The sequence below is a fragment of the Nocardiopsis sp. LDBS0036 genome, from assembly GCF_041228755.1.
GTDB classification, from domain to species: domain Bacteria; phylum Actinomycetota; class Actinomycetes; order Streptosporangiales; family Streptosporangiaceae; genus Nocardiopsis; species Nocardiopsis dassonvillei.
In genome coordinates, this window is record NZ_CP141103.1 from 4,667,949 (window position 1) to 4,680,890 (window position 12,942).

Consider the following 12,942-nt stretch of genomic DNA (forward strand, 5'->3'; position numbering starts at 1 on the left):
GAGGGGTGCCCGCGGGGTCGGCCGCCCCGGCGGCGCGGGCACGCGGCGGACGGGGCGGACGAGTGCGCGGCGGACCGGGGCGCGGCGTGTGTGGACGCGGTAGCGGAGGGCGCGTCGGCGGAGGAGCGCTGCGGACCGCGACGCGGCGGAGGGAAACCGCGTCCGCGGAGGACGCGGCGGGCGAGGGCCCGGCGGGGGCAGGACCAGCCGGGCCGGGACGCGGCCCCCGGGGCCGGGAAGAGGGAGGCAGGCGTGGCGGAGCAGGGTTCCGTGCCGGGCGCGCGGCGTTCGGGGCGGCGCCGCCCGGTGGACGTGGACGCCCTCGCCGAGGGGGTCCTGGCCGGGCACCGGCCCACCCTCGCGCGGGCGATCACCCTCGTGGAGTCCCGCCGCCCGGACCACGCGCGCGCCGCGCAGGAACTGCTGGTGCGGCTGCTGCCGCACACCGGCGGGGCCCGCCGGGTGGGGATCACCGGGGTCCCCGGCGTCGGCAAGTCCACGTTCGTCGACGCGCTGGGCACCCGGCTGACCAAGGCCGGGCACCGGGTGGCGGTGCTGGCCGTGGACCCCTCCTCCACGCGCACCGGAGGCAGCATCCTGGGTGACAAGACCCGGATGGAGCGCCTGGCGGTGGACCCCGACGCGTTCATCCGGCCCTCGCCCACGGCGGGGACCCTGGGCGGCGTCGCCCGGGCCACGCGGGAGACCATGCTGCTCATGGAGGCGGCCGGGTTCGACGTGGTCCTGGTGGAGACGGTGGGCGTCGGCCAGTCCGAGGTCGCGGTCGCCGCCATGGTGGACTGCTTCTGCTTCCTCACGCTGGCCCGCACGGGCGACCAGCTCCAGGGCATCAAGAAGGGCGTGCTGGAGCTGGTGGACGTGGTCGCCGTCAACAAGGCCGACGGACCGCACGCCGACGACGCGCGCAAGGCGGCCCGCGAGCTGTCGCGGGCGCTGCGGCTGCTCCAGCCGGTGCACCCGGACTGGCGTCCGCCGGTACTCACGTGCAGCGGTCTGACCGGCGACGGGCTCGACGAGGTGTGGGACGCCGTGACCCGGCACCGCGCGGTGCTGGAGAGCGACGGCGCGCTGGCCGAGCGCCGCAGCCGCCAGGGGGTCAGCTGGATGTGGGACCAGGTCCGCGACCAGCTCATGGACGCGTTCCTGCGCGATCCCCGGGTGGCCTCGCTCCTGCCCGGGACGGAGGAGCGGGTGCGGTCGGGGGAGACCACGGCGACCCTCGCCGCGCGCACGCTGCTGGACTCCTTCACCCGGGGCCGCGGGGTCCGTCCGACGGGTGAACCCGGAGGCGGCGCGGGGCCGGAGCGCGGCACGGAGCCCTCCCGGGAGCCGGGTTCGTCCGACGGGTGAACGCCGGGGAGGCGCGGTGCCGGGGCGCCGTCCGCCTCCCCCGGCCGGGACGCGGGTTTCGTCCATCGGGTGAACGTCCCGTGACGGCGGCGCCGCCGTGCAGTGTTGCCCGGGTGTCCATGGCACATCCCATGTCATGAAATGTCCCGGGGACAACGGTAGATAACGGGCGCTCACCGCCGAGTTCGTGCCCAGGAGGCGAAAATTTCTTCCGGTATGCCATTCCCGAACGGGCGGTTCGCTTATACCGTGTGTGTCCAACGACTTACCAGGCTCGCGGACGTACCATACGCTCCCCCCTGACGTCGGACCGGCTCTGTGGGAGTGGCGCCGGTCCGGGTGGGCGTGGTCCGCCGGTCTGCGTATGGTTAAGCGAAGGGACCCCTCACCATCTCAACGTGGGGCCGGGAGGAGTGAACGTGCACAGGCTTGGGCTGAGCACGCGGGTGGAGAGCCGCAGTGTCATCGTCGCGATCGAGGGAGAACTCGACATCGCGACCGCCGCCGACCTCCAGGAACACATCCAGTCCGCCGTCGAGGACCACGGTCCTTGGCTGATCCTGGACCTGTCCGCTCTGGACTTCATGGACTCCAGCGGTCTGAACGTCATCATCAACGCCTACAGAACCGTCCGTGAACTGGGCGGATCACTGGCGCTGGCCGCTCTGAACGAACGCGTCACCAAGGTCGTCCGCCTGGTCGGCCTGCACCGCCAGGTCCCGGTCCACCAGACCGTGGCCACCGCCGTCGCCGCCATGGAGGCACTGGAGGCCAAGCGCCAGGCCGGATAGCCTCCGGGCGTATGGGTCCAGTCCTTCCCCCGAGTCCCGTGGACATCTCCTGGGACCACAACAGCCACTACCACGAACACCTCCTCCGCCACGTGCCCCCGCACTGCACCCGAGCGCTCGACGTCGGGTGCGGCGGCGGTAGGTTCGCCAGGGTCCTGGCCTCCCGCGGGATCGCCGTCGACGCGATCGACCCCGAACCGCGGATGGTCTCCATGGCCCGCGAACGCACGCCCGCCCGGTTGCCGGTCCACTACCGCGTGGCCGCGCTGGAGGAGACGGAGCCGCCTCCCGGGGGGTACGGGTTCGTCAGCTCGATCGCCAGCGTCCACCACATGCCGTTCGGGCCCTCGCTCGAACGGATGGCCGCCGCCCTCGCCCCCGGCGGCACGCTGGCCGTCCTCGGCCTGTACGCCGAGAGGGGCGCCGCCGACGTCGCGACCGGCCTGGCCGCACTGGGCCCGCAGTGGGTGGTCGGCGCCGGTCTGCGGCTGGGCCGCGCGCTCACCGGCACGCCGAACCCGCACGAGGTGGGACCCACCGCCGAGATGCCGGTGCGCGACCCGGAGATGGGTCTGCGCGAGATCGCGGAGGAGGCCGGTGAGGTGCTGCCCGGCGCACGTCTGCGGCGGCTGCTGTTCTGGCGCTACTCCCTGGTCTACACGCGACCGGCCTGACCCCTTTCGAGGTCAGGCCGGTCGCTTCGTGTCGTACCGGTCGTGCCGGCAGTGTCGGTCGTGCCGCTGCGCGGTCCGGTGCGCCGGAGATCAGTCTCCGCCACCGCCGCCGCCGTCACCGGAGGAGGAGCCTCCCCCGCCGTCGGAGGAGGGACCCGCGCCGCCGCCGAAACCCCCGCTGTTGCCCGGACTCCAGCCGGTGCCGCCCCCGGGTTCACCGGACGGGGGCTGGTGGACCTCCGGTCCGGGGTGACCGGCGGGCCCCGGGTGACCTACGGGCCCGCCGCCGGGGTGACCGTACCCGTGCCCGGGACGGTCGTGCTCGGGCGGCGCCGGGTGGGCCTGCCCGAACCCGTACGGCTGGCCGGGTGCGGGCGGTGCGAACGCCTGCCCGGCCGTGGGACCCGCGGCCGCCGGATCGGCGGCGCGGGCGGCGGCGGACTTGGAGCGGACCAGGGCCACGGCGAGCGTGACCAGCGCTCCGGTGACCAGGAGCCCGTACAGGAGCTCCACGATGACGCTCGTCAGCCCGGTGACCGTCATGACCGCTTCGAAGGACAGGTCCACGACCCCGAGGGCGAAGGAGACCACCGAGCTCGCGACCTGGACGAGCGCGGCGGCGGTGAGCAGCGCCCCCACGGTCCGGACGGCGCCGGGGAAGGGCGATCCCTTCGCGCGGACGAAGGCGGTGATCCCCACCGCGAGGAGGAGGAGCGTGCCGAGGCCGTAGAGGAGCGGACCCAGGGTCGGGGGAAGGGAGGACATCGGAGGACTCCTCGTGTCAGCGGGTCGGGAAGGGCCGCGGACCGGGGTGGTGGCCGGGCGGCGGTGGCGGAGCGGTCGTCCGGGCCGTGAGGCGCTTCGCCGCGGCCAGCACCAGGGCGAGCAGGCCGCCGACGAAGAGCAGCGTGAACATCAGGTACAGGGCCGGGAGCACCGTGGTGTGCACCGCGATGTCCATGCCCGCGTACATGGGGGTGAAGGACCAGATCTGGACCGCCAGGTCGCCGAGGGCGCTGAGGACGATCAGGGCGCCGCCCGTCGCCACGAGCCCCCTGCGGCCGGAGGCCGCCACGCCGCTGAGGGCCAGCACGATGACGCCGAAGAGCAGGTAGAGGACCTCGAACAGCAGGGAGATGACGGAGGAGGCGGTGTAGAGGGGAGAGATCAGGTGCATCCGGGGCCTTTCCTGGGGGCACAGGCGGATCCAGACTCTCACGCCGGGCTGTTCGCCTGTTCAGCGCCGGTGCGAGGGGCCGTCGTCGCCCGCGTGGGACGGGGCGGCGGGACCGTCCGCGGCGGCGGCCGGGCGCCGCGGTCCGCGTATGTGTGATGAGACGACCGACCCGCCGCGGGAGTTTTCCACAGATCCCTTTCGGCTCTGGCGGCCCCCGCCTCCGGCGAGGAGCATGGGAAGCGGTGGCACAGCAGCCGGAGGTGACGTCGTGCTCGTGGTGGAACTGGATCGGATCGACGGGGTGGGGGCCGACCTGGTCGGCGGCAAGGCCGCCGGGCTGGCCGGGGCGATCTCGGCCGGAGAACGCGTGCCCCCGGGTTTCTGCGTCACCACCGAGGCCCACCGCTCCGGGAGGCTGCCGGAGGAGGAGGTGACCGCCGCCTACGAGGCCCTCGGCGGCGGCCGGGTGGCCGTACGGTCCAGCGCGACCGCGGAGGACCTGCCGGACGCCTCCTTCGCCGGACAGCAGGACACCTACCTCGACGTCGAGGGCGCCGACGACCTCCTCACGGCCGTCCGCCGGTGCTGGGACTCCCTGTGGACCGACCGCGCCGTCGCCTACCGGCGCGACCGGGGAATCGACGACGACGGGGTGCACATGGCCGTCGTCGTGCAGCGCATGGTCGATCCCCGGGCCGCGGGGGTGCTGTTCACCGCCAACCCGGTCACCGGCACACGGGGCGAGACCGTCCTGGACGCCGTCCCCGGCCTCGGGACCGCGGTGGTCGACGGCACGGTCCGGCCCGACCACTACGTCGTGGCCGCGGACGGCGGGACCGAGGGACCGGACTACGGGTGCCTGTCGCCGGAGGAGGTGACGGCGCTGCACGCCGCCGGGCAGCGGCTCCAGCGCCACTTCGGCTCACCGCAGGACGTCGAATGGGCCCTGGACCGCGATGGGACCCCCTGGATCCTCCAGTCCCGCCCGGTCACCACCCTCTTCCCGCTGCCCGGCCACCACGACGACGGGCCCCGCGCCTACTTCGAGGTCGGCAACATGCAGGGCATGCTCCGCCCGTTCACCCCGATGGGCCTGTCCGTGCTGGGAATCGTCGCCTCCGCGTGGCTCGGCTCCCGGGGCACCGGCCCCGACGGCGGGGACGCGGTGGTGGCCGACGTGGCGGGCAGGTTCTACCTGGACCTCACCCCCTACCTGCGCAACCGCTGGATCCGCGGGTTGTTGCCGGACAGCATGGCCGTCTACGGCCCCCGGGCCGCGGCGGCCATCCGCTCCCTCCTGGACGACCCGCGGTTCGCCGCGCGCCCCGGCGGACGGATCGACCCGGTCAGGGTGGTCGGGGCCGTCGCGCGGGCGCTGCCGCTCACCGGCAGGGTCCTCGGGGACGCCGTGGCCGCGCTCGTCGACCCCGACGACGCCAGGAGGCGCTTCCTGCGGGCCGGCGCGGTGCTCCGGGCGCGTGCCACCCGCCCCCCGGAGCACGCGCTCACCTCCGCGCGACGTCTGCGGCACGCGACGCGGCTCCAGAACGAGGCGCTGACGGAGGGGATGGCCCCGATGATGGGGCCCCTGTGCGTCGCGATCCTCTCCGCCAAGGCGCCCGAACTGCTGCTCAGGGGGATCGCCGAACCGGGCGAGGTGGCCGCCGTCCTCGGCGGGATGCCGCACAACGTCACCACGGAGATGGACCTGGCGCTGTGGCGACTGGCGGTCGGGGCGCGCGGGCACGGCGAGCTGTTCAGGGACACCCCGCCTGACGAACTGGCGTCCGGGTACCGGGCGGGAACGCTCCCCGACATCGGTCTCGACGTCTTCCTGGAGCGGTACGGGCACCGCGGAGCCGCCGAGGTCGACGTGGGCGTGCCCCGGTGGTCGGAGGACCCCGCGCCCCTGTTCGCGGCGATCGCCAACTACCTGCGGGTGAGCGACCCGGAACAGGAACCCGACCGGAGGTTCGCCCGGGCCGCCGCCGAGGCCGAACGCACACGGGACGCGCTGGTCCGCAGGGCGCTCGCCTCCAGGCCCGTCCGCGCGCGTCTGGCGTCGTTCTCCTTCGGCCGTGCGCGCGCCCTGGCCGGGATGCGGGAGTACCCCAAGTTCTCCTGGTTGTTCGCCATCGCCGAGACGCGTCGGCAGCTCCTCCTCGTCGGCGCCGAGATGGCCGGGGCGGGACGGCTGGACGCGCCCGACGACATCATGTTCCTCCGCATGCCGGAGGCACGCGCCCTGGTGGAGGGCGCGGACCAGCGCGCGCTCGTCGCCGAGCGCCGCGCCGGGTACCTGCGTGAGCGCGGACGCCGCCGGGTTCCCCCGGTCCTGCTGTCCGACGGCACCGACGTGGAGGCGGCGCTGCCCGCCCCGACCTCCGGGCGGGACGGGGAACTCCTCGGCGTGCCCGCCTCCTCGGGAACCGCGACCGGGGTGGCGAGGGTGGTCCACGATCCGGCGGGGGCCACGCTGGAACCGGGGGAGATCCTGGTGGCCCAGAGCACGGATCCCGGATGGACACCGCTGTTCATGACCGCCGGAGGGCTGGTGGTGGAGACGGGGTCCACCATCGCGCACGGGCCGACGGTCGCCAGGGAGTACGGCATCCCCGCCGTGATCTGCGTTCCCCGGGCGACCGAGGTGATCCGGGACGGGCAGCGGATCACCGTCGACGGTGCCGCGGGCACGGTCCGCGTCGAGGGCGGGGAGAGACCGGAGGAGCCCAGACCGGTGGAGGGCTAGAAGCCGCCTCCGCCGCCGCCTCCGTCGGCCCCGCCGCCGTCATGGTGGCCGCCCCCGCCGTCGAAAGCGTCGCCGCGATGGCCGGGATCGCCCGTTGCCGTGTGGGCGTTCGAAGCGTGCGCGGAGGAGCGGCCACCGCCGTACGGGGCGCCGCCCGGTCGTCCGCCCCGTGGTTCCGGCCGCTGCTCCGGTCGTCGCGGCACGGTTCCCCGGGGTGCGTGCCGCCGTCCCCGGGAGCTGATCACCGCGCACAGCAGCAGGACGAGCGCCACCGCGAGCAGCACGTGGACCCCGATGTCGAGGGCGAACAGCACCGGGAACGGGACCGGCACCTCACCGTTCTCCACCAAGGACGGGAGGAAGAGGAACCGGAACCAGAGTTCCCGGGCACCCTGGACGACGCTGAGGAGCGCGAGCAGGCCGCCTCCGGTGCGTACGAAGCCGCGCCCGCCGGGAGCCCTTTGGGCGAGGACCAGCGCCAGGACCCCCGCCAGCAGCGGGGGGAGCACGACGGTCAGCAGGGACAGGAGGAAACGCACCAGGTCGGGGCCCTGCTCGGTCATCGCCAGGCCTCCTCGTGCGGTCCGTCGAAGGGGGAGGATGACGGAGGGGGCGGTTCGGCCCGCGACGTCCTCCGGGTGGCGGCCAGGACCAGCAGGAGCATGCCCGCGCCGAGGAGGGCCGCGGACAGGTAGTACGACACGCTCGTGATCAGCGCGGTGGTCTCGGAGTCCGCCGCCTGTTCGCGCACCCAGGGGGAGAAGAGCTGGTCGAGCAGGGACAGGACGGAGGAGGCCAGCAGCGCCGCCGCGCCCAGTCCGGTGAGCGCGCGGCGCTCCGGCGCGGCGGCGAAGCAGCAGACCAGTGCGAAGAGGCCCACCAGCAGAAGGAGGAGAGGTCCGATCAGGTAGGGCAGGTGGAGGTTCACTGCGGTCCTCTTCGGTGGGGGAGTCGACGGGGCCGTGGCGCGGTGCTCGTGCGTGCCGCGAGGAGAACGTACCCGCCAGGGAGGCGTCCGAGGCGGCCACGGCCGCTTGTGGCCAGACAGGCCCGGGGGACCCGAACCCGACCCGCCCCGGCCGCGTCCCGGAGCACACACGCCAACCTCGTGCTGCGGGACGTGTTCGACCTGGACGTGCGGGTCGAGGAGGTCGCGGGCTCCCGGATCGGGGTGTACTACCGCTAGCCACGGGGACACCGGCACCCGCGGTCCCGACAGGTTCGGCCTCCGAGACGTACAGTCCGGTTCGTCCGCTCTTATCCTTGGGTCATGAACGCCCAGCCTCCGAAGCCCCCCGCGCGCACCGCTCCCCCCGGAGACCTCCGCGCCTCCCACGCCGACCGGGACGCGGTGGTGGAGCAACTGCGCGACGCGGCGGCCGAGGGGCGCATCGACCTCGATGAGCTGGATACGCGCCTGGAGCAGGCGCTGAATTCCAAGACGCACGCCGAGCTGGCCGTCCTGACCGCCGACCTGCCTCAGCCGCAGCTCCCCGAAAGCCGACCGCCGCTGGTGGTCAAGGGCGGTATGCACGGCGCGTCCCTCGGCCCCGGGCGCTGGGAGGTGCCCGGGCACGTGATCGCCCACGGGGGCATAGCCGGGGTGAAGATCGACTTCAGCCGGGTCGAGTGCCGCCTCACGGAGGTCGTGGTGGAGGCCTACGGAGAGGCGGCCGGTGTCACGATCGTCATCCCCGACGGCTGGGCGGCGGACACCAGCGGCGTGGACCCCGGCATGGGCGGCCTCAAGGACAAGACGACCCCCGACCGGCTCGCGGGAACCCCGCTGATCCGGCTCAATGGGTCCGGCGGCATGGCGGGGGTCGTCATCCGCCACCCCAACCGCTGGGAACGGCGCAAGCTGAACAGCAACCCGAAGCAGGACTAGCCGCCCCGCCCGAGGTCGTCCGCACCCTGTCCTCCTCGAACGTGGACAACCCTGATCCGTCGCGGCCTCCTGAAGGGGTTCGGATGCGGGCCGCCCTCCGCCGAGGCAGGACCGCGGCCGGGTGGTGGGCCAGGCCCCCGGCGCTTGCTGTCGGCTCCGGGACGCCCCGGCCCGCCGTGCGCCCTTCGGGTCGTTGGTCCCATGTGCGCGGCGCGCCCCGGGGTAGTTCGCCGGTATGAACAGGAACCGCGACATCCCCCGTGCCCCCGGGCGGTTCGGCACCCTCATGGGCCGATTCAACATCTACGCCCAGAACAACCCGCGTCAGTTCGGCCTCCGCACAGCCCTGGGCGTCGGCGCCTTCAGCGTCTTCTCCGCCTCCCTGCTGTTCGGCCCCCTGTTGGTGGCCGAGGGCTTCGGTGGGCCGCTCCCCGTCATCGCGGGAGGCACCCTGGCCGGGGCGCTGGTCCTCACAGCGCTCGGCGGCTTCTTCTGCACGTGGATGACGCGCCGCATGGTCAAGGGCAGGCCGCTACCTGTGGACGCCGACCCGGCCAAGGCCTGGGCCGCGCACTGGCAGATCATGCGGGGCACCCTCCACCCGGACCCCGAGACCAACCGGCTCGGGCGCATCCTCGCCGACCAGAGCGACACCTCCAGGTCGCCGAAGTTCATGCTCGTCTTCGGCTGCTTCGTCGCCGTGCCCAACGTCGCCAATGCCCTGCTCATCTACGACAGCGAATCTCTGGTCGCCCTGATCAACCTGTTCATGGCAGGAACGCTGGTGGCCATGATCGCTGCCTTCGTCCCCCTGATGATGCGCCGCCAGCGCAGGGTCCGCCAGTTCCGTGAGACCTACGACCTCGCCGCCGCGGGCTCCTCCGGTACGCTCGGACGCGAGGACTGACCACGGCGCCCCTTTTCCCCTCACCCCCACGCTCCGTGACCGCTCCTCGCCCGGCGGCGCCCATCGGCTCCGCGCCGGGACAACACGGTGCGCAACAGCGCATCGAATCGGTTCGATAACGGACGGGACGGCACGGTGCGGATCTCCGATGTGGCCCGGCACGCTGGCGTGTCGCCGAGCACGGTCTCCTACGTCCTCAGCGGCAAGCGGTCGATCTCCGAGACCACCCGGCGGCGCGTGAGGGAGAGCATCGACGCCCTCGGCTACCAGCCGCACGCGGGCGCCCGCTCCCTGGCCAGCCGCCGCAGCAACGTGATCGCCCTGGTCATCCCGCTCCGCGGCGACGTCCACGTCCCCGTCGCGATGCGCTTCGCCGTCTCCGTGGTCACCGCCGCCCGCGCGCACGACCACGACGTCCTCCTGCTCACCCAGGGCGAGGGCCCCGACGGCCTGCGCCGGGTCTCGGGCAGCGCCATGGTGGACGGGGTCATCGTCATGGACGTGGAGGCCGACGACGCCCGCGTCCCCGTCCTGCGCGAACTGGGCCTGCCCTCGGTCCTCATCGGCGTCCCCGAGGACACCGAGGGCCTGACCTGCGTGGACCTCGACTTCGCCGCCGCCGGTGCTGCCTGCGTGCACCACCTCGCCGACCTCGGCCACACCGACCTCGCCTTCGTCGGACAGCCCCCCTCGGTGTACGAACGGCGCACCGGGTTCGCCGAGCGCACCACCACCGGCTTCGAACGCGCCGCCGCCGAGCGCGGCGTCCGCGCCACCCTGCACCCGTGCTCCCCCGACACCGCGCACGGCCTCGCGGAGGACCTGCTCCGCGAGCGGCCCGGCCTCACCGGCCTCATCGTGCACAACGAGCCCTCCGTCGGTCCGCTGCTCGAATCCTTCGCCGAGCACGGCCGCACCCCGCCCGAGCTGTCCGTGGTCGCCATCGGCCCGGTCCCGCCCGGCGCCCCGCCGCTGACCTCGGTGGACCTGCCCGCCGAGGAGGTCGGGGCCCGCGCGGTCGGTCTGCTCATGGACAAGATCGACGGCCCCGGGAACCCCGGGGTGACCCTGCTCGAACCCCGGCTCACCTCCCGGGAGAGCACCGCCCCGCGCGCCTGACCGCGCGCCACGCCCGACCGCGCTCCGCCCACGGCCGCGCTCCGCGCCCGAACGGGGAATGTGGCGGGGGACACCGGAAAAAGTGTCCCCGGGTCGTGGAATACCCACCCCCACCCTCCCGTTGTACGGGGTGCCGGAAGGTGCGGTAGAAAGTGTCCCCCGGGCTCCACTCAAAGCCTTCACGGAATACCGCGCCCGCAAGGGCGGCAGGAGCCGTGTTGTGCACCGCGCCGTGAGGCGACCGCCGCACCGTTCCGGTGTACGTGACGGCCCCGCAGGGCAACTGCCCTGCGGGGCCGTTTCACGTCCCGCGCCCCAAGGGGAACTCAGCCGCGCCGGGCCCTCTGGACGGCCTCGGCCAGCTCCTCCTTGTTCATCTTGGAGCGGTTCTCGATGTCCAGCTCCTTGGCCTCCTCGTAGAGGTCGCGCTGCCTGGGAACCCTGCCCTTGACGTCGAAGCGCTCCAGCTCCCGGGCGCGCCGCTCCCAGAACGCCCTGCCCAGCTCCTGGGCCCGCTTCTGGCTCACGGCCTCCCTGAGGCCGGGCAGGACGTCGCTCTCCTCCTCCTCGACGTGGTGCTTGACCGCGTCGACGAACTCCTTGCAGCGCTTGTCGAACTCCTTGCTCTTCGGGTCGCACTCCTTCAGCTTCCGGAGCAGCTCCTCGGCCTCCTGGTGCTCCTCCGTGCCGTGGCGGACCTCCGGTCCCTCGCCAGCGGCCTTGGCGGCGGCCGGGTACACCTCGTCCTCCTCGGCGCGGCTGTGCGCGGTGAGGATCGCCTCGATCTCCTCCAGCAGGCGCGGCCGCTGGTCGGGCTCGGACTGGAGCCGGTCGAACAGCTCCTCCATCGTCCGGTGGTCCTTCAGGATCAGGGTGACGGCGTCCTCGGCCATGTTCTCCTCCGCTTCGGTGGTGGTGCTTCCGACCACCGCCACTACCCACGGGCCCGCTGTCCAGACACGGCGCCGACCGGTCACCGCCCCGGCCGCCGCCCCGCCCCGACCCGGGAAACAGCAGGGGCCGCGCCCCGCGCCCCGCGCGGAACACGGCCCGGATCCGGGAACGGAAGGTCAGCGCAGGCCGAACAGGTGCTCCATGGCGAGCTGGTCCAGGCGCTCGAAGTGGTAGCCCCGCTCACCGACCTCGGCCAGGTCGATCTCCTCGGCCAGCAGGTCGGACAGGGACTCGCCCTCGCCCAGCGTGGACTGGGACAGCTCGGGCACGCGCGAGGCCGCGAGCGCCTCCACCACCTCGGGGTCGGCGCGGAACGCCCTGGCCTTCTCCTTGAGGATGAGGTAGTTGCGCATGCAGGCCGCGGCCGACTCCCACACGCCGCTCATGTCCTCGGTGCGCGGCGTCTTGAAGTCGAAGTGCAGCGGGCCGTCGTAGCCCGCGCTCTCCAGCAGGTCCACCAGGAAGAACGCCTCCTTGACGTCGCCCGAGCCGAAGCGCAGGTCCTGGTCGTACTTGATCCCGCGCTGGCCGTTGAGGTCGATGTGGAAGAGCTTGCCCGCCCACAGGGCCTGCGCGACGCCGTGCGCGAAGTTCAGCCCGGCCATCTGCTCGTGGCCGACCTCCGGGTTGACCCCCACCATCTCGGGGTGCTCCAGCTCGTTGATGAAGGCCAGGGCGTGCCCCACCGTGGGCAGCAGGATGTCGCCGCGCGGCTCGTTGGGCTTGGGCTCCAGGGCGAAGCGCAGGTCGTGGCCCTGCTCGCGCACGTAGCCGCACAGGATGTCGAAGGCCTCGCGCAGCCGGTCCAGGGCGGCGTGGTCGTTCTTGCCCGCCTCGGTCTCGGCGCCGTCCATGCCTCCCCAGCACACGTAGGTCTCGGCGCCCAGCGACACGGCCAGCTCGATGTTGCGGATGACCTTGCGGATGGCGTACCGGCGCACGTCGCGGCTGTTGGAGGTGAACCCGCCGTCGCGGAACACCGGGTCCGAGAACAGGTTGGTGGTCGCCATCGGCACCTTGAGCCCGGTCTCGTCCAGGGCCGCGCGGAACCGCTTGAGGATGTCCTCGCGCTCGGTGTCGGAGCTGCCGGGCGGGATGAGGTCGTCGTCGTGGAAGGTGATCCCGTGCGCGCCGAGGTCGGCGAGGCGGCGGACGGCGTCCACCGGGTCGAGCGCCGGGCGGACGGGGTCGCCGAAGGTGTTCACCCCGCGCCACCCCACGGTCCACAGACCGAAGGTGAACCTGTCCGCGGGCACGGGCTGGTAGCTGCTCATGTCGTGTCTCCTGAGGTAGGCGCAGGACTCCGGAATAG

The 12,942-nt window shown here is 73.4% G+C and carries 14 protein-coding genes; 8 read left to right on the forward strand and 6 right to left on the reverse strand.

From position 1 onward, the window contains the following. The first annotated feature begins 252 nt into the window (after positions 1-252). The 3 genes from meaB to UIS43_RS19840 all read left to right on the forward strand — a co-directional run bounded on the left by meaB (position 253) and on the right by UIS43_RS19840 (position 2,836). The gene (meaB, locus tag UIS43_RS19830; RefSeq protein WP_013156532.1) at positions 253-1,371 is read left to right on the forward strand and encodes a methylmalonyl Co-A mutase-associated GTPase MeaB; all 1,119 of its coding nucleotides are present in this window, start codon (positions 253-255) and stop codon (positions 1,369-1,371) included. Between the two features lie 419 nt (positions 1,372-1,790). Next, a complete protein-coding gene (locus tag UIS43_RS19835; RefSeq protein ID WP_013156533.1) occupies positions 1,791-2,162 on the forward strand; it encodes an STAS domain-containing protein in 372 nt (123 codons plus the stop codon). 38 nt (positions 2,163-2,200) lie between these two features. Further along, positions 2,201-2,836 carry a bifunctional 2-polyprenyl-6-hydroxyphenol methylase/3-demethylubiquinol 3-O-methyltransferase UbiG gene (locus UIS43_RS19840; RefSeq protein ID WP_013156534.1) on the forward strand — a complete coding sequence of 212 codons (636 nt, stop codon included), beginning with the start codon at positions 2,201-2,203 and terminating at the stop codon, positions 2,834-2,836. Between the two features lie 90 nt (positions 2,837-2,926). On the opposite strand, the gene UIS43_RS19845 is transcribed toward UIS43_RS19840, so the two are convergent. Then, entirely contained in the window at positions 2,927-3,601 is a 675-nt protein-coding gene (locus UIS43_RS19845; protein WP_370011227.1) for a hypothetical protein, read from the reverse strand. 16 nt (positions 3,602-3,617) lie between these two features. Next, positions 3,618-4,013: a hypothetical protein gene (locus UIS43_RS19850; protein ID WP_013156536.1), complete on the reverse strand. Its 396-nt coding sequence runs from the start codon at positions 4,011-4,013 to the stop codon at positions 3,618-3,620. A gap of 268 nt (positions 4,014-4,281) precedes the next feature. Here UIS43_RS19850 and UIS43_RS19855 point away from each other — a divergent pair, with 268 nt between their 5' ends. Next, the gene (locus tag UIS43_RS19855) at positions 4,282-6,762 is read left to right on the forward strand and encodes a PEP/pyruvate-binding domain-containing protein (protein WP_370011230.1); all 2,481 of its coding nucleotides are present in this window, start codon (positions 4,282-4,284) and stop codon (positions 6,760-6,762) included. Here UIS43_RS19855 and UIS43_RS19860 read toward each other — a convergent pair. Further along, positions 6,759-7,325: a hypothetical protein gene (locus UIS43_RS19860; protein WP_358454944.1), complete on the reverse strand. Its 567-nt coding sequence runs from the start codon at positions 7,323-7,325 to the stop codon at positions 6,759-6,761. The two genes, UIS43_RS19855 and UIS43_RS19860, sit on opposite strands and share 4 nt — an antisense overlap. Beyond that, the gene (locus tag UIS43_RS19865) at positions 7,322-7,690 is read right to left on the reverse strand and encodes a hypothetical protein (protein ID WP_013156539.1); all 369 of its coding nucleotides are present in this window, start codon (positions 7,688-7,690) and stop codon (positions 7,322-7,324) included. Before UIS43_RS19865 ends, UIS43_RS19860 begins: the two co-directional genes overlap by 4 nt. Positions 7,691-7,798: 108 nt before the next feature. On the opposite strand from UIS43_RS19865, the gene UIS43_RS19870 reads away from it, so the two are divergent. From UIS43_RS19870 to UIS43_RS19885, 4 genes are all read left to right on the forward strand, one after another. After that, entirely contained in the window at positions 7,799-7,948 is a 150-nt protein-coding gene (locus UIS43_RS19870; RefSeq protein ID WP_013156540.1) for a hypothetical protein, read from the forward strand. Between the two features lie 84 nt (positions 7,949-8,032). After that, positions 8,033-8,650: a DUF1707 domain-containing protein gene (locus UIS43_RS19875; RefSeq protein ID WP_013156541.1), complete on the forward strand. Its 618-nt coding sequence runs from the start codon at positions 8,033-8,035 to the stop codon at positions 8,648-8,650. 235 nt (positions 8,651-8,885) lie between these two features. After that, entirely contained in the window at positions 8,886-9,557 is a 672-nt protein-coding gene (locus tag UIS43_RS19880; protein WP_013156542.1) for a hypothetical protein, read from the forward strand. 135 nt (positions 9,558-9,692) lie between these two features. After that, entirely contained in the window at positions 9,693-10,676 is a 984-nt protein-coding gene (locus tag UIS43_RS19885; protein ID WP_013156543.1) for a LacI family DNA-binding transcriptional regulator, read from the forward strand. 326 nt (positions 10,677-11,002) lie between these two features. Here the strand turns inward: UIS43_RS19885 and UIS43_RS19890 are convergent, their stop codons facing one another. Both UIS43_RS19890 and xylA read right to left on the reverse strand, forming a co-directional pair. Next, positions 11,003-11,605 carry a hemerythrin domain-containing protein gene (locus UIS43_RS19890; RefSeq protein ID WP_232051620.1) on the reverse strand — a complete coding sequence of 201 codons (603 nt, stop codon included), beginning with the start codon at positions 11,603-11,605 and terminating at the stop codon, positions 11,003-11,005. A 141-nt stretch (positions 11,606-11,746) separates the two neighbouring features. After that, positions 11,747-12,904 carry a xylose isomerase gene (gene xylA / locus UIS43_RS19895; protein WP_071621080.1) on the reverse strand — a complete coding sequence of 386 codons (1,158 nt, stop codon included), beginning with the start codon at positions 12,902-12,904 and terminating at the stop codon, positions 11,747-11,749. Positions 12,905-12,942 lie beyond the last annotated feature (38 nt).

Excerpts from the sequence above, each read along its gene's own strand:
- UIS43_RS19860 (WP_358454944.1), bottom strand. The coding sequence starts at position 7,325 with ATGACCGAGCAGGGCCCCGACCTGGTGCGTTTCCTCCTGTCCCTGCTG.
- UIS43_RS19875 (WP_013156541.1), top strand. The coding sequence starts at position 8,033 with ATGAACGCCCAGCCTCCGAAGCCCCCCGCGCGCACCGCTCCCCCCGGA.
- xylA (WP_071621080.1), bottom strand. The coding sequence starts at position 12,904 with ATGAGCAGCTACCAGCCCGTGCCCGCGGACAGGTTCACCTTCGGTCTG.
- UIS43_RS19880 (WP_013156542.1), top strand. The coding sequence starts at position 8,886 with ATGAACAGGAACCGCGACATCCCCCGTGCCCCCGGGCGGTTCGGCACC.
- UIS43_RS19850 (WP_013156536.1), bottom strand. The coding sequence starts at position 4,013 with ATGCACCTGATCTCTCCCCTCTACACCGCCTCCTCCGTCATCTCCCTG.
- UIS43_RS19845 (WP_370011227.1), bottom strand. The coding sequence starts at position 3,601 with ATGTCCTCCCTTCCCCCGACCCTGGGTCCGCTCCTCTACGGCCTCGGC.